Source organism: Pseudomonas sp. SDO5522_S412 (assembly GCF_054071215.1).
The window spans coordinates 12,814-27,376 of the sequence record NZ_JBSVWQ010000029.1; the positions used below are offsets into that span (position 1 = coordinate 12,814).

The window sequence follows — 14,563 nt, forward strand, 5'->3', positions numbered from 1 at the left end:
CTGTTCAAAGGATTTAACATGACCACTGTCTATGAAACCAACCGTTCGCTGTTTCGTGTGTCCTGGGGCTCGGTATTGGCCGGTAGTGCAATTGCCCTGGTGACCTATCTGGTATTGAGCGTACTTGGCACCGCGATTGGCGCCAGCGCGGTAGACCCGATGGCCGCGGGTAACCCGCTGAGCGGTTTCGGCACCGGTGCCGGGATCTGGCTGTTTGTCTCGACGCTGCTGGCAATCGGTACCGGTGCATTCGTGGCCGGGCGCACCGCGCCGGATCGCGGCGGCCTGCACGGCGTGCTGAGCTGGACCATCACCACCTTGCTCACCACCTGGCTGCTGGCCGCGCTGGCCACCAGCGTTGTGGGAGCGGCGGGCAATGTCGTCGGCAAGGGCCTGTCGGCTGCCGGCAGCGGGATCGCCGCCGTGGCGCCGGGTATCAGCGACAGCGTCAAGCAGCAACTGAATGAGCAGGGCATCAAGCTGGACTGGAACAGCCTGCAAGGTCAGCTCGACACACTGCTCAAGCAGAGCGGCAAACCTGAACTGGACCCAGCCAACGTTGAGCAAAAAGCCGATCAGGCGGCGGCGGACGGCAAGCAGTCGGCCAACGATGCCGCGACCAACCCAGCCCAGGCTGGTGATGAATTGAAGCAGTGGTTCGAGCGGGTCAAGGCTTCCGGTGAGCCGGCGTTGAACGCGGCGGACAAGCAGGCACTGGTCAATATTGTTGCGGCCCGTACCGGCAAGAGCCAGGCTGAGGCCACCCAGATTGTCGACAACTACGCCCAGGCCTACCAGCAGGCCGTGCAGAAGGTTGACGAACTGAAGCAACAGGCTGAACAGAAAGCCCGTGAAGCCGGTGAAGTCGCGGCCAAGCAACTGTCCCGTGCTGCGTGGAGCACCTTGTTGATGTTGCTGCTGGGCGCAGCGTTGAGCTTCGGTGTGGGTCGCCTGGCGATTTCCACCCGTCGTGTACCGTTGGCCTGATCATGACCTGAGGTGATCTATGTGGCGAGGGAGCTTGCTCCCGCTGGGCTGCGAAGCGGCCCCAAAAAAGAGGGGCGCGCTACGCACTGGAGCGCCAGCCCGGTCCAGCGGGAGCAAGCTCCCTCGCCACAATGCTTCGCTGGCACCAAACATGCTAGTGTCAGCACTCCAACATCCACTGGCAGTGCCTGGCGATGCGCGACATCTACAGCGTCTTCAACTCCAACGGCGCCTATGAAACCGGGGCCCATGCCCACGACGAATTCATGCTGATGGTGCCCGAGCACGGCCTGTTGCGTTTCAAGGATGAAGAAAGCGGGCGCACCACCTCGGTGATCGACCGCCAGTTCGTACTGGTGCCGCCGCAATCCAGCCATTCCTCCTCGTCACTCACCGCCAGCCAGGGCCACGTGGCGTTCTACGTCGACCCCGACTACATGCACTACGCCTTGCGTGACCTGTCCGGTGATGCCAACCGCTTGCTGCGCGTGCCCACCCTGGGCATCTGGCAAACCTCCGCGCCGTTGCACCATCTGCTCCTGGCAAAAAAAGCCTTCAGCCAACCCGACCTGTACATCGACCGCCGCCGCCAGGTGGCCCAGGCCGATCACTTGCTGCTGCTCGAATGCCTGGCGATTTCCCTCAGCCAGCCGAGCCTGCAACGCTCATCTACCGAGCGCCACGGCGCCATGCTGGTGCGTGACGTCAAGGCGTACGTGGAAGGCAACCTCGAACATGCGCCGGGGCTGGATGAAATCGCCGAGACGTTTCACATGTCGCGCCGCCATCTGACCCGGCTGTTCGCGCTGCACACCGGCGAGACGGTGCTGGCGTACGTCCAGCGCCTGCGCCTGGAGCGCGCGCAGACGTTGTTGCGGCACACCCGCATGTCGGTGCTGGAGATCGCCAATAACGTCGGCTATGAGTCACCGTCACACCTGGCCCATGTGTTTCGCCGGGTGCTGGGCGTGTCGCCGGATGAGTGGCGCCGCGGCTGATACCGCCTCAACTTTTTTGATGTCCCGATCCCGCGCATGATCCGGCCCGATCCCGTGCGCCGCAAATCCGTCATCCGTTCATCCTCACCCCGTCAACAACAAACAAGTCCGGCCTACCGGACGAGGAGGGGCGGTGAGTGCAAAACCCTTTATCAGCTTCGCAGGGGTGCAAAAAAGCTTCAAAGTCGAGGGCCGCCAGTTTGTGGCCGTGCGCAACGTATCGCTTGAAGTTCAGCGGGGCGAAATCATCACCCTGGTCGGCCCTTCGGGGTGCGGCAAGTCCACCTTGCTCAACATGACCGCCGGGCTCTTCGGCCCCACGGAGGGCCAGGTGCATTACGACGGCGCCGAGGTCAAGGGCGTCAACACCCGTGTCGGCTACATGACCCAGGCCGACCACTTGCTGCCGTGGCGCACCGTGGCCGGCAACATCGCCGTGCCGCTGCAAATCCGCCGCATGCCCAAGGCCCGGATCGACAGTCGCGTCGAGGAGCTGATGGCGCTGGTGGGCCTCACCGGTTTTGGCGAAAGCTACCCCAACCAGCTTTCCGGCGGCATGCGCAAACGCGCGGCCATGGCGCGCTTGATGGCCAGCGACCCGGAAACCCTGCTGATGGACGAACCCTTCGGCGCCCTTGATGCGCAGATGCGCCTGACCCTGCAGACCGAACTCTTGCGCCTGTGCCGCAAGCTCAACAAGACCGTGCTGTTCGTCACCCACGATGTCGATGAAGCCATCGCGCTGGCGGACCGCTGCGTGGTGTTCGCCGGTCGCCCGGGCACCATCGACCATGTGCTCGATATTCCCTTGGGCGGTGAACGCAACCTGGTGCAATTGCGCTCTGACCCACGCTACGTGGAACTCTGCGCCGCCCTCTGGAAACGCCTGGCGCCCGACGTCGCCGGTGCTGCCGATCCCGCCTCATTGGCTCACTCGCTGGAGGTCGTATGATCCAGGTCTATCGCTTGCTGTTCCTGATTTTCCTGCTGGTGTTCTGGGAGTGTGTCTCCCGCTGGTTCGGCGTGGAATTTTTCATCAGCCGGCCTTCGGCGGTGGCGCAGAGCCTGTGGAAAATCCTCATGAACGGGGTGTTCTTCTACCACGCCGGCATCACCACCCTGGAGGCCGTGCTGGGCTTCTTCTTCGGCTCCCTCGCAGGCTTGATCGCCGGTTTGGTGCTGGGCCGCGCCAAGCTGCTGGCGGATATTCTCGACCCGTTCCTGACCGCCTTCTACAGCTTGCCGAAAGTCGCGCTGGCGCCGCTGTTCATCCTCTGGTTCGGCATCGGCTTGCCGATGAAAGTCATCCTGACCGCGGCCGTGGTGTTCTTCCTGGTGTTCCTCAACACCTACAGCGGCGTGCGCAACGTGTCCCGCGAGCAACTGACCATCCTGCGCCTGATGGGCGCCAAGGAGCGCGACCTGTTGACCATGGTGGTCATCCCGTCCGCTTTCACCTGGGTATTCACCGGCCTGCGCCTGTCGGTGCCCTATGCGCTGATCGGCGCGCTGGTGGGCGAGATCATCGCCGCCAACCGGGGCCTGGGCTACCTGCTCTCGGATGCAGCCTCGCAGTTCGATACCGCCGGTGTATTTGCCGCACTGGTGGGCATCATCGCCCTCGCGCTGATCCTGAACACGGCGGTGAAGCTGGCAGAACGCAAGTTGATGCCGTGGAAGGCCAACGAAGCGGAACGTGAAGTTGCGGTTTAACCCCTTATTTTTGCGGAGCTTGATCATGTTCAAACCACTGTTCATCGCCAGCGTTTTACTCGCCTCATGCCTGCCCGCCGCGCAGGCCCGGGACCTGACCAAAGTCACCCTGGCGTTCCCCAGCGAAGGCTTCCTCTATGTGCCGATCTACGTCGCGCAGAAGCAAGGCTACTTCGCCGATGAAGGCCTGAATGTGGACGTCATCGTATTCCAGAAAGGCGGCTCGGCAGCACTCACCGCCGTGCTGGGGCGTGATGCGGATGCTTACGTCGGCCTGCCCGCCGTCGCGGTGCGCGCCCGCACCAAAGGCCAGAATGTCCAGGCGTTCGCCGCCGTGCAGACCCAGTTCGGCAGCACCGTGGTGATCGACGGTGCCTCGGCGCAAAAGGCCGGCGTGTCGGCCACCTCATCCCTGGCCGCCCGTGCCCAGGCCCTCAAGGGCTTGAAGATCGGCGTCACCGGCCCTGGCAGCACCACCGACATGCTGGTGCGCTACCTGGCCAAGGATGCGGGGCTCAACCCGGACAAAGACTTCACCATCATGCCCATCGGCGGCGCGCCAAACATGCTCGCGGCGTTTTCCCAGGGCAGCATCAACGGCTTCTCGCTGTCGCCACCCACCATCACCACCGCCGAGAAGCAAGGCGGCTTTGTGTTGATGGACCTGGCCAAGGGCGAATACAAACCCCTGGACGGCTTCCTCTTCACTGCGATGATTGCCCGTGAAGACTGGCTGGCCAGCAACAAGGTCACGGCCGAAAAAATGGTCCGCGCCCTGTGGCGTGCCGAACACCTGATTGCCAGCGACCCGGACAAGGCTCGCGAGTCGGTGCGCCCGTATTTCGCCAACACCGACGCCGCCATCTTCAATGCTGCCTGGACCGCTTCGCTACCGTCCTACCCGGCCACGCCGCGCATCGAGAAAGACGGCGTTGAGAAAAACATCCGCTTCATGAACGCTGTGGAGAGCGACCCGGTCGAACTCGACCCGCAGCAGGTCTACACCAACTCCATCGTCGACGCCGTGGCGCCGACTGTTTCCACCCTTCAGGGAGAGGCGAAATGACGCCCGAGGTTCACCTGGTCAATGTTTTTCCCGCCACCGCCCGTGGCGGCAACCCCGCGCCAACCGTGGCCGTCGCCGATGGCATGAGCGATGCCGACATGCAGCAAGTCGCCCGCGACTATGGCCATGAGTGCGGCTTCGTGTTCGCCGCACCGGTTGGCAGCGAGTTCGATTTTGCCTTGCGCTTCTGGGTGCCCAACCACGAGATGGAAATGTGCGGCCACGCCACCGTGGGAGCGGTGTGGCTGCTGGATCGGTTGGGCATGCTGCACAAGGACCGCCTGACGTTATCGACCCTGAGCGGTCCGGTGGATGCGCGGATCACCGCTGCGGGCACCCCGGATATCCAGGTGGAAATCAGCCAGCCCAAGGGCCAGGTCGAGGCGTTGAACGATGCCGAAGTCGAGGCCGAGATTCTGTCGGTGCTCGGCATCACTTCCAACGAACTGGCACCGCTGCCGATCCAGAACGCTTGCACCAGCCGGGTGAAAACCCTGATCGCGCTGAAAAGCGTGGCGGTACTGGATAGCCTGAAACCGGATTACCGGCGGATGCAGCAACTGTGCGAGCGCATCGGCTCCACTGGTTTGTACCCCTATGCGCCATCGGATCTGGAAGGGCGACAGTTTGATGCGCGGCAGTTTCCCAAGTCCTCGGGTTACCCGGAAGACGCCGCCACCGGCATCGCGGCTGCCGCGTTGGCGTTTGGCTTGTTGGAGAATGGCCTGGTGACGGCAGATGATCGCCCGGTGCACATCCGCCAGGGCCGGGCCATGGGCCGACCTTCGCAAATCTCCCTGCGGTTTCGCCGGGATGAAGCGGGGCAGGTGCAAGGTTGCTGGCTGGGTGGGCATGTGGAATTTGTCGAGGAACCGGCATGAGCGTGCGCGAAAAACTGCAAGCCCTCGGGCTGGAATTACCCGAGGCGCCGAGCCCCAAGGGAGACTACGTGCCAGTGACGATTCATGGAGGCGTGGCGTATGTCAGCGGGCAGGTTTGTCGGCAGGGTGACAGCGTGATTACCGGGCCGGTGACGGACCAGACCTCTACGGAGTTGGTCAACGAAGCAGGGCGGACCTGTGTGCTGCGGGCCTTGAGCGTGCTGGACCAGGCGGTAGGGCTGGAGAACGTCGAGCGCATCCTGTTCGTTCGCGGGTTTGTGTTTGGCGGGGAAGGTTTCCAGGGCTTCTCCAAGGTGGTCGACGGCGCGTCGCAACTGTTGATTGAGCTGTTTGGCGAGCACGGCCGGCATGCGCGTTCGGCGGTGGGCGTGGCGGGATTACCCAGCAACGGCCTGCTGGAACTGGAACTGACGGCGGTCGTCACTGCCTGAACCACCCACCAAAATGTGGCGAGGGAGCTTGCTCCCGCTGGGCTGCGCAGCCGCCCCAAAACCGATGATCGCAGTGCCTCGGGCATACCGCGTCAACCGGTCCGGGAGCGCTTCGCGCTCCAGCGGGAGCAAGCTCCCTCGCCACAGGATTCGTGTTGCTTTCACCTCTGCAGGAACCCCGGCGAACGAGTAAACTGCCCGCCTTTTATTCTCACGACGAGACGGTGAGCTTTTGAACGCAGGAAAAACCGCAGGGCTGTTGCTGCTCACCGCCTTATTGGCGGGATGCGGCACCTCGCCACCCCGCACCCCCAACGACATCTGCGGCATCTTCCGCGAAAAAGACGATTGGTACGACGCCGCCAAGGTGACCCAGGCGCGCTGGGGCGTGCCGATCCAGGTGCCGTTCGCGATCATGTATCAGGAATCGGGCTTCCGGCAGGACGCCAAGACCCCACGCAAGTACCTGCTGTGGATCATCCCCTGGGGTCGTGTGTCTACGGCCTCCGGCTACGCCCAGGCCAAGGATGAAGTGTGGAGCGACTACCAGAAAAGCACCGGACGCTACGGCGCCAGCCGGCAGGACTTTGACGACGCCATCGACTTTGTCGGCTGGTACATGGACAAGACCTACACCATCAACGGCGTATACAAATACGATGCCTACGGCCAGTACCTGAATTACCACGAAGGCTGGGGCGGTTACCGGCAGCGTACCTACGCGAGCAAAGCCTGGCTGATGCCGGTGGCAGGCAAGGTTCAGGCGCGTTCGCAGATGTATGCGGCGCAATATGCGGGCTGCAAGAATGATCTGGGGCGTGGGTTCTGGAGCCGGTTCTGGCATTGGCTTTAAGTGCTCGGGCAGTCCTTTGCCCGGCGTAGGAGAGCGGAGCTAAACGGCTAACCATCCCACCAATGGCACTACCGCCAACGTGCTCAGCGCCATTGAGATTACGTTGCCGATATAAGGATGAAAGTGCGGTGGTAACCGTCCTGCAATCGCGCAGGCCAGTGGCGGCGCCATCAGCGCGCCGAGCAACGCACTGGACCCCATCACCATCCAGCTGCCGCCATGGGTCAATACGGCTGCCGGGACTACCGATACCAGCGGGACATACGTGGGATACCAGCCTCGTTTTATCCACTGATGTCGCCAGATCACCACGCCCAGCGCTGATGTCAGCGCTTGCGCGCCGATCAGGTGCAGTATCAGGCCGGATCCATAGGCCGGGCTCATCGGGTTCAGCGCGTAAGCCAGTAACACACCCGCCAGCAAGCCAAGGCTGGCCAGCTCATTGCCGAAGAACGGCGCTTCGGAAAAGTCAGCCAATACCCTCCGCACGCTCCACACCACACCATAAGTCGGTGGCTTCAGCGGGGCGGGCCTTTGCGGCGCTGTGTAATCGCTTCGTACCAGGACCGGCACGTGACGGCACAATACAAAGGCAATCACACTGCCAACCGCCATCCCAAGCACATTTCCGATCACCACCGGCAAGCCCAGCGGTATGCAGACGTAATTAACGATCAACAAACACATCGGCGTGACCAGTAAACCTCCCAGTACGGCGCCGTTGAGCGTCACTTTCCAGCCACCTCCGAACATCAGCACCATTGCCGCCGGCAGTGAAACAAACGCTGCAAACGTCGGTTGCCAAGTGTCAGCGGTCACCGTCCAGCCCCATAACGCGTTGCTTAGCAGCAAGCCGAGTAAGGAGCTGGTTATCAGCCACGGCCACAGCCCTGTGCCGTACGAGATAGCAAAGCCCTGCCAGGACTTGCCCGTGCGGCTGGCCCACCACGCCAGATACGCACCGCCCAGCAGGCCCAGTGACGCCAGTTCGTGTTTGTAGAACGCGACCTCGCTGATATCCCCCAACACCCAGCGCAGCCACGCACTGGGATGTGGAAGGCTGGTCACCATATCGGCATATCCCGGCCAAGGGTAAATAAGGGCTATCCATAGGATCAGCAAAGCACTGGCAAGACCCAGAACTATGACGGTGTTATCGGCCCGGGAGCGCCCTGCACGCGGCTTTTCAAAGAGGCTTTCCATGATGCACCCTCCGATCAGCGTGGCAGGGCAGGGTGCTGGGTGTACCCGAGCATCTGGTCGTAAAGATCAGCACGCCGGTCCCGCTGCAAGTCGTTAAGACTGTTCCAGATAGGCGCGCTGCGGGCACTGGTGAGATCGACATCGGCGAAAAGGATCTCCTGCCGATTCGCCGACGCCACCGTACCGATGGGCCATCCATTGGTACCGGCAATCAGCGAACATCCCAGGTAACGCGCATCGCGCTCCTCGCCGATACGACTGGCGGCAGCGATAAACACGTTATTGACGTGGGCGGCGGTCATCGTGAGATACGACGCCATGCACTTCCCCGCGTCGTCGAACAACGGCGGCGGGGTCCACACCCAGTTGTTGAGGCTGCAAATAATATCGGCGCCTTGCTGGCTGAGGATGCGTGGCACCTCGGGAAACCAAATGTCCCAGCAGATCAACAGGCCAATACGGCCTATGGGTGTTTCGAAAACGGGGAATCCTGTATCGCCGGGAGTGAACCAGAGCTTCTCCAGGTTCCACAGATGGGCCTTGCGGTACTTGCCAATAAAGCCATCCGGCCCCAGCAATACAGCCGTATTGAACAGCTGCATAGCGGAAATTTCGCTGAGGCCTGCCACCAGGTACACCTGATGTTTACAGGCAAAATCTGTCCAGGCCTGCACACTTGGCCCACCCGGAATGGCCTCGGCATGATCAAACGCGTCCTGACGGCTGGAGAAGAAATAGCCACAGTTAGAGAGCTCTGGCAACACGATCAGATTGGCACCGCCGCTCACTGCTTCCGTCGCCAGCTCAAGGCTATGACGCAGGTTGCGCTCCCGGTTTTCCATTCCGACCTGGGGATCAAACTGTACGACAGCTATGCGAACAGGGCTTGTTGGATCGCTCATTGCGGGTGACCTCTTATTTTTATTCAGCCAGAAGTGGCTGGATGTTTATAAGAGGCGACCTGATGTTTAAATGAAAGTCGGACGCGTCCGATAGCAATGTAGTTTGCTTCTGCCAAGGCTTTTGCATGGTGTGTTTATTTTGCTGGGGGTGAATACTCTGTTTTGTATTCTGGATAGTCTTGCATTGAGAATCCTCCATTGAAGAGGGCGCCAGTTCTATTGCAGATATTTATGACGGTATCTATTGCGCCCCTGAAACAAGGCTCTGTCCATCCGGCATCTACTGAAAAAGATTCGCCGCAGAGGTAAAGTCCAGACTTGAATGAGTAGTCCTTATTGTATTTCATTAAGCTGACAGCCTCATAGTAGGTCCCTGGTCTGTACAATTTTGCGCATCCCAATGAGTTTTGGTCATTCATCCAGCGTTGCACGATGGCCTGCTCGTGGCCGATGTATGGAGAGATTTTTTCTTGGATGTTAGTGGATTTAACCAGGATTCTATCCAGCTCTTCTATGCACTTGGTTATTAACTCTTTGTCACTTAGTGAAGATAACTTTGTTGCGTCATCTTCCCAGGTGTAGCTCAAGAGTATGCAGTCATAGGTGTGATGCTCGTTATAGCGATAGGTATATACGTCATGTATGAAACTGTCGGTAACGATGGCTTGCGGGATCTTCAAGTTTTTGGACAGGAAGGTTTTTTTTAACGGGGCGTACACTTTGCAGCTGGTTTCCCAGTGAGCAGTTTTATAGGCATTTATCGTGTCGTAAGGGAGCATCTCTTCATCGAAACCCTCAAGCAGTATTTGTGTTTCGATTATCCAGGAGGGGAGCGTGATGATGACCGAGTCGAAGTCGGCATGGCAGACTTCAGTTTTTTTGGGGTTACTAGCATTCCAATGATAATAAACGCGCGTTTTCCCATTTCTCAGCTTTTCCAGTTTTTTTACTGGAGAGTCAGTCAGTAATCCATCCGTCTTCTTGAGGCTGAGGTCATACACGGAGTCGCTTATTTCAGGAGTACTCATAAAGAGCAGACATTCTGCCAAGGCCCCGAGACCTTTGTAGCTGGGCTTATTAAACTCTAGTCCCCGAGAGTCAAAAACGGCCGGACTTCTCAGGTGCGGCGAGTCGACTGCCTCGCCATCCAGTTTGACCCGGCCATGAATTAGCTGGAGGTGACTGCTGAAACCAAAAATCGCAGTCCGCAGGGGATAAAGCGAGCAAATGTCATAAAATGCTCCCCAACTGCCATCGCCTATTCCAATTGCATAGAACACAGCCGACTCTTGCGTCGTCATGCCCATGCCACCGAAGTCACCGGGGCGTTCCTTGTGCCAAGACTCAATAGCCGGCATTTTCACTAAATCCCTAAACGAGATACTTTCGTACTTTTCAACTACTCTGGTCCAAAATAATTCCCATTGCTCGCTTCCGTATAATTCCGAAACTTTCTGAGTCATACGGTTCGCAAAGTTTCGCCATTTTGCAGACACTGCACTCAGGGTCTCGCCAGGTGGAGGCGTTATACCATCTTTGTTTTTCCAGATCAGCATGGTGGGCTGACTACTATTATCTATACTCCCTTCGCGTAAGTAGATCCCGGTTGATGTGACCCACGGGCTTCCCGGATTTGGGAAGTTTGAATGAACAAGATCAAACGCTTTGGTGTAATAGGCCATCATGGATCGGCCTTCAGTGGGGTTTTCATCAGATCGATTAAAAAAGGGCATACGCATCGCGCCCATTTCAAAGGGCGGTCGTCCTGTATTGTTGGAGCGCTGTCCACCAAGAACGGTAAGGTGTCTGCCTCCGATTCTTTTGGATTTCTCGATCAGGGATATGTCTTTAAAGCCGCAGCGATACAGTTCTCTTGCTGCAGTAAGGCCTGTGATGCCTGCCCCGATGATACATATTTTGTGGTCCAAATGAGGCGCCTTTGCAATTCCGCCTTTTTGCTCCACTAAGGCTCGATAATCGAAGCATAAGTCTGGTGGGCCAGGAAAACGGCCCCGCCATTTATTTCTGGTAGATCTCTTTTCTCTGGAAGCGCGGGCAGCAATATCAGCCGGGTAATTGAAGTCTGATCCTATGGTCATACAAGTCATCCTTGATGTTCTATGTTTCTGGATAGTTAGGCTGCTCGTTGTATCGAAGAAGATAAATAGGTGGTTTGTATTTTTTTTACGTACGTTTTCGTGATTTTTTGTAGGTTGGTGCATTCGAACTGGCAGGCTATTGGAGAAAACGAGGTATGTGGGCTTGCCAAATGCGTTTGACTCTGGGAAAACGCCCATTTGGCGCGATCCGCGCATTACACAAAACGAGAAAAAATGAGCACCGAACTGGAAATCACCGACATCCGCCTCGGCGACGGCAAAACCGTGGTCAAAGGCGCCCTGATCACCACGCAATACACCGGCACTCTGGAAGACGGCACGGTGTTCGACTCCTCATGGGAACGCGGCAAGCCATTTCAGTGCGTGATCGGCACCGGTCGCGTCATCAAGGGCTGGGACCAGGGGCTGATGGGCATGAAAGTTGGCGGCATTCGCACGTTGTTCGTGCCGGCGCACCTGGCCTACGGCGAGCGCTCGATGGGGGCGCATATCACGCCCAACAGTAATTTGCGGTTTGAGATTGAGTTGCTGGAAGTACTGACGCGGGATGATTGAGGGGCGGTGAACATGGATGTTGTTGAAGCAGGGGAGTTGCCGCGCAGTTCGATAGCGGGCATTCGGGTAGTTGAGCTGACCCTTGAGGGTGAAGCCGAGTTGCAGCGCTTTTTCGAAGCAGCCCCGGAATATTTTCTCGCGGTCAACGGTGAGCCAGCCACACCCACGGAGGCTCGGGATGAGTTGACTCTTGAACTGCCCGACACCTGGAGCTACACGCGGATGTATTGGATTGGCTACCGCAATGCCGAAGGGCAGTTGGTTGCGGTGGTGAATGTGGCGTCGGATCTGTTGGCGGTCGGGGTTTGGCATATCGGGTTGCTGTTGGTGGCCACGCCGTTGCATGGCAGCGGTTTTGCGCGGCAGTTGCATGCCGATTTCCAGGATTGGGTAGTGAGCCTGGGCGCACGCTGGTTGCGGTTGACGGTGGTGGTGGGGAACGTCAAGGCTGAGCGGTTCTGGCCCCGGCTTGGGTATGTTCAGGTGCGGACTCGGGATGGCATCGAGATGGGGCGGCAGGTGAATCGGGTTTCCATTCAGGTGAAGGCGTTGGCGGGTGGGGCGATCAATGAGTATTTGGCGCTGGTGGAGCGTGATCGACCGTCTTCTGCGTAGCAGCTGTCGAGCCTGGAAGAGGCTGCGTTCGGCGACTCGGTGGAGTGTCTGGCTTGATGATCGCAGTGTGGCCGACGCAGCCTCGCTTGGGCTCGACAGCTGCTACGGGGGGGATAGCTGCGCAGTGGTGCGTACCTGAACCCTCCCTGAAGAACCTGCCCAAACCCATCGGGTAAATTTTCCTACGGTTTACTCTCATTAATTCGGAGCGTAAGCTTCGCGCGTTTTCATCAATAGCGGAGACCCTCAGTGGGTACTTGTTCGAGTGACAGTCGTCGGCCGGTCTCGATAACCGGCACATACTTGGCAAGATAACGCGCATTTTTCCGATGCCGTTGTCTCGCCCAGAAGCGAGAAGCGGCATTTCGATGGCGGCCAGTCCTGGCCCGATTCCGAATTCCCTCTCATCGACGCTTAACAGTACGTGATGCCTTGCATCGCGGTACTGCGGACGCGCCTGTCGTTTGCGACGGGCGGGCCTGTCCTGTCGTGCCCGTGACTCAATCACGGCCCAGGATGGTCGTACCTGGCCGAAGGTTTCCTCGCGTAAGTTTGGCTGGTCATGAATAGGGAAGACGCCTATGCAAGCAATCAACAACATCAACCTCAACTCGCTGATCGACACGCTGGTCAGCCTCACCGCGGCCTTCATTCTCGGTGGCCTGATCGGGTTTGAGCGTCAGTACCGCCAGCGCACAGCGGGGCTGCGCACCAACGTGCTGGTGGCGGTGGGAGCGGCGATTTTCGTCGACATGGCCAACCGCCTGGGCGGCGCCGAAGGGGCGGTGCGGGTCGTGGCCTATGTGGTCTCGGGCATCGGTTTTCTCGGTGCCGGTGTGATCATGCGTGAAGAAGGCAACGTGCGCGGCCTGAATACTGCGGCCACGCTCTGGGCGTCGGCGGCGGTGGGTGCCTGTGCCGGTGCCGACCTGATCCTCGAAGCGCTGCTCGGTACACTGTTTGTGCTGGCGGCCAACACGCTGCTGCGCCCGATCGTCAATAACATCAACCGCCAGCCACTGGACGTGGTGTCGGCCGAGGTGACCAACATTCTGTATGTGGTGGCCCGGCGTACCCAGCAGAAGGCGGTATTGGCCTTGCTCGAAGCCGAACTTGCTCGCTGCAACTACCCGGCCAGTGATGTGGACGTACGTCCCTTTGGTCCTGAAGAGGTGGAAATCGAGGCGACGCTGGCCGTGACCTCGGTAGACGGTGACGAACTGGATGCGCTGGTGGCGCGTATTTCCACTTCAGCCCTCGTGGTGCAAGCGTTCTGGAGTCCGAGTACCACCGACTAGGCCGCCTTGGCGCCCCCGGGACCGGCTCTTTACTATGCTTGTGGTGAGGAAAAATCCTACATTCAGCTGGGACTATCCCTTCAGTTGTTACGCCGTTCCATTGGTAAGGTTGCGCGCTTGCGACTAGCCAGGCACGCAGGTGCCGCCTACCTAGGGTTATGCGCTGTTCAAATGGAGGGACCCGACTGCTGCTTGTAGGACTGTTCAGTTCCGTTCGTCGGAACTGTCATTTCTCACAGGTAGATAGGTCCCGTGTGATGTGTAACGGTACTGAATCCTCCCAGGGGAGCCTTATGAGCAAAGCTTTAATCGTGGATGACCATCCATTTATCCGCGCAACCGTCCGCTATCTGCTGAAGCAGGAAGGCTTCGACACGATCTTCGAGGCCGGCAACGGCGCCGATGCCATGCAGATTGCCCGGGAGGAGCGCCCCGAGCTGATCATCCTCGACCTGGCGATGCCGAAGCTGGGTGGCCTGGAGGTGATCAGCCGGATCAAGGCGCTGGGCCTGCCGTGCAAGATCCTGGTGCTGACGTCCTACCTGGCGGTGTTTTTTTCCACCCGCTGCATGCGTGCCGGCGCGATGGGGTTTGTCGCCAAGACCGGCGAGCTGGATGAGTTGCAAAAAGCGATCAAGGCCGTGATGTCCAACTACAGCTGCTTTCCGAGCCTGCCCACCAGCTCGGTGCGCCGCGACGATTTGCAATCCACCGAGCAGGACCTGGTGGCAGAGCTTTCCGACCGCGAGCTGACCGTACTGCAGAAGCTGGCGCTGGGGTTGGGTAACAAGGAAATTGCCGAGGACATGTTGCTCAGCCACAAGACCATCAGCACTTATAAAACCCGACTGAAGGAGAAGCTGCGGATGTCGTCGGTGGTGCATTTGTCCAAGTTCGCCCAGCGCAATCATCTGATCTGA

Annotated in this window: 15 protein-coding genes; 12 read left to right on the plus strand and 3 right to left on the minus strand. The window is 59.2% G+C overall.

What is annotated here, in order from left to right; translation table 11 throughout:
• Nucleotides 1–18: 18 nt before the first annotated feature.
• From ACW9I6_RS09560 to ACW9I6_RS09595, 8 genes are all read left to right on the plus strand, one after another.
• Nucleotides 19–987 carry a hypothetical protein gene (locus ACW9I6_RS09560; protein WP_008435869.1) on the plus strand — a complete coding sequence of 323 codons (969 nt, stop codon included), beginning with the start codon at nucleotides 19–21 and terminating at the stop codon, nucleotides 985–987.
• 194 nt (nucleotides 988–1,181) lie between these two features.
• Nucleotides 1,182–1,985 (plus strand): AraC family transcriptional regulator, encoded by an 804-nt coding sequence (locus ACW9I6_RS09565; protein WP_003211578.1) that lies wholly within the window; start codon nucleotides 1,182–1,184, stop codon nucleotides 1,983–1,985.
• 133 nt (nucleotides 1,986–2,118) lie between these two features.
• Nucleotides 2,119–2,937 carry an ABC transporter ATP-binding protein gene (locus ACW9I6_RS09570; RefSeq protein WP_003211576.1) on the plus strand — a complete coding sequence of 273 codons (819 nt, stop codon included), beginning with the start codon at nucleotides 2,119–2,121 and terminating at the stop codon, nucleotides 2,935–2,937.
• The gene (locus ACW9I6_RS09575; protein ID WP_008435867.1) at nucleotides 2,934–3,698 is read left to right on the plus strand and encodes an ABC transporter permease; all 765 of its coding nucleotides are present in this window, start codon (nucleotides 2,934–2,936) and stop codon (nucleotides 3,696–3,698) included. Before ACW9I6_RS09570 ends, ACW9I6_RS09575 begins: the two co-directional genes overlap by 4 nt.
• A gap of 25 nt (nucleotides 3,699–3,723) precedes the next feature.
• Nucleotides 3,724–4,764, plus strand: coding sequence for an ABC transporter substrate-binding protein (locus ACW9I6_RS09580; RefSeq protein WP_008435866.1), 1,041 nt, complete (start codon nucleotides 3,724–3,726; stop codon nucleotides 4,762–4,764).
• Nucleotides 4,761–5,645, plus strand: a complete 885-nt coding sequence (locus ACW9I6_RS09585) for a PhzF family phenazine biosynthesis protein (RefSeq protein WP_102604867.1) — start codon at nucleotides 4,761–4,763, stop codon at nucleotides 5,643–5,645. The genes ACW9I6_RS09580 and ACW9I6_RS09585 overlap by 4 nt, the downstream gene beginning before the upstream one ends.
• On the plus strand, nucleotides 5,642–6,097 hold the full coding sequence (locus ACW9I6_RS09590; protein WP_003211568.1) for a RidA family protein: 456 nt from the start codon (nucleotides 5,642–5,644) through the stop codon (nucleotides 6,095–6,097). Before ACW9I6_RS09585 ends, ACW9I6_RS09590 begins: the two co-directional genes overlap by 4 nt.
• Nucleotides 6,098–6,329: 232 nt before the next feature.
• Nucleotides 6,330–6,950 carry a transglycosylase SLT domain-containing protein gene (locus ACW9I6_RS09595; protein ID WP_023658938.1) on the plus strand — a complete coding sequence of 207 codons (621 nt, stop codon included), beginning with the start codon at nucleotides 6,330–6,332 and terminating at the stop codon, nucleotides 6,948–6,950.
• A gap of 39 nt (nucleotides 6,951–6,989) precedes the next feature.
• On the opposite strand, the gene ACW9I6_RS09600 is transcribed toward ACW9I6_RS09595, so the two are convergent.
• The 3 genes from ACW9I6_RS09600 to ACW9I6_RS09610 form a co-directional block, all read right to left on the minus strand.
• Complete coding sequence (locus ACW9I6_RS09600; RefSeq protein ID WP_166742172.1) at nucleotides 6,990–8,153, minus strand: hypothetical protein; 1,164 nt, start codon at nucleotides 8,151–8,153, stop codon at nucleotides 6,990–6,992.
• A gap of 14 nt (nucleotides 8,154–8,167) precedes the next feature.
• On the minus strand, nucleotides 8,168–9,055 hold the full coding sequence (locus ACW9I6_RS09605) for a nitrilase family protein (protein ID WP_032899456.1): 888 nt from the start codon (nucleotides 9,053–9,055) through the stop codon (nucleotides 8,168–8,170).
• Between the two features lie 134 nt (nucleotides 9,056–9,189).
• Complete coding sequence (locus tag ACW9I6_RS09610; RefSeq protein WP_457339222.1) at nucleotides 9,190–11,154, minus strand: flavin monoamine oxidase family protein; 1,965 nt, start codon at nucleotides 11,152–11,154, stop codon at nucleotides 9,190–9,192.
• 234 nt (nucleotides 11,155–11,388) lie between these two features.
• Between ACW9I6_RS09610 and ACW9I6_RS09615 the strand changes: the two genes are divergently transcribed.
• The 4 genes from ACW9I6_RS09615 (at nucleotide 11,389) to ACW9I6_RS09630 (ending at nucleotide 14,563) form a co-directional block, all read left to right on the plus strand.
• Nucleotides 11,389–11,730, plus strand: a complete 342-nt coding sequence (locus ACW9I6_RS09615; RefSeq protein WP_003211564.1) for an FKBP-type peptidyl-prolyl cis-trans isomerase — start codon at nucleotides 11,389–11,391, stop codon at nucleotides 11,728–11,730.
• A 12-nt stretch (nucleotides 11,731–11,742) separates the two neighbouring features.
• Nucleotides 11,743–12,345 carry a GNAT family N-acetyltransferase gene (locus ACW9I6_RS09620; RefSeq protein WP_457339223.1) on the plus strand — a complete coding sequence of 201 codons (603 nt, stop codon included), beginning with the start codon at nucleotides 11,743–11,745 and terminating at the stop codon, nucleotides 12,343–12,345.
• Nucleotides 12,346–12,926: 581 nt separating this feature from the next.
• Nucleotides 12,927–13,643 carry an MgtC/SapB family protein gene (locus ACW9I6_RS09625; RefSeq protein WP_003211562.1) on the plus strand — a complete coding sequence of 239 codons (717 nt, stop codon included), beginning with the start codon at nucleotides 12,927–12,929 and terminating at the stop codon, nucleotides 13,641–13,643.
• A gap of 293 nt (nucleotides 13,644–13,936) precedes the next feature.
• Entirely contained in the window at nucleotides 13,937–14,563 is a 627-nt protein-coding gene (locus ACW9I6_RS09630) for a response regulator transcription factor (protein WP_003211560.1), read from the plus strand.

Coding starts and splice junctions, on each gene's coding strand:
- ACW9I6_RS09630 (WP_003211560.1), top strand. CDS start 13,937: ATGAGCAAAGCTTTAATCGTGGATGACCATCCATTTATCCGCGCAACC.
- ACW9I6_RS09605 (WP_032899456.1), bottom strand. CDS start 9,055: ATGAGCGATCCAACAAGCCCTGTTCGCATAGCTGTCGTACAGTTTGAT.
- ACW9I6_RS09560 (WP_008435869.1), top strand. CDS start 19: ATGACCACTGTCTATGAAACCAACCGTTCGCTGTTTCGTGTGTCCTGG.
- ACW9I6_RS09625 (WP_003211562.1), top strand. CDS start 12,927: ATGCAAGCAATCAACAACATCAACCTCAACTCGCTGATCGACACGCTG.
- ACW9I6_RS09590 (WP_003211568.1), top strand. CDS start 5,642: ATGAGCGTGCGCGAAAAACTGCAAGCCCTCGGGCTGGAATTACCCGAG.
- ACW9I6_RS09580 (WP_008435866.1), top strand. CDS start 3,724: ATGTTCAAACCACTGTTCATCGCCAGCGTTTTACTCGCCTCATGCCTG.
- ACW9I6_RS09620 (WP_457339223.1), top strand. CDS start 11,743: ATGGATGTTGTTGAAGCAGGGGAGTTGCCGCGCAGTTCGATAGCGGGC.
- ACW9I6_RS09600 (WP_166742172.1), bottom strand. CDS start 8,153: ATGGAAAGCCTCTTTGAAAAGCCGCGTGCAGGGCGCTCCCGGGCCGAT.
- ACW9I6_RS09610 (WP_457339222.1), bottom strand. CDS start 11,154: ATGACCATAGGATCAGACTTCAATTACCCGGCTGATATTGCTGCCCGC.
- ACW9I6_RS09585 (WP_102604867.1), top strand. CDS start 4,761: ATGACGCCCGAGGTTCACCTGGTCAATGTTTTTCCCGCCACCGCCCGT.
- ACW9I6_RS09615 (WP_003211564.1), top strand. CDS start 11,389: ATGAGCACCGAACTGGAAATCACCGACATCCGCCTCGGCGACGGCAAA.
- ACW9I6_RS09575 (WP_008435867.1), top strand. CDS start 2,934: ATGATCCAGGTCTATCGCTTGCTGTTCCTGATTTTCCTGCTGGTGTTC.
- ACW9I6_RS09565 (WP_003211578.1), top strand. CDS start 1,182: ATGCGCGACATCTACAGCGTCTTCAACTCCAACGGCGCCTATGAAACC.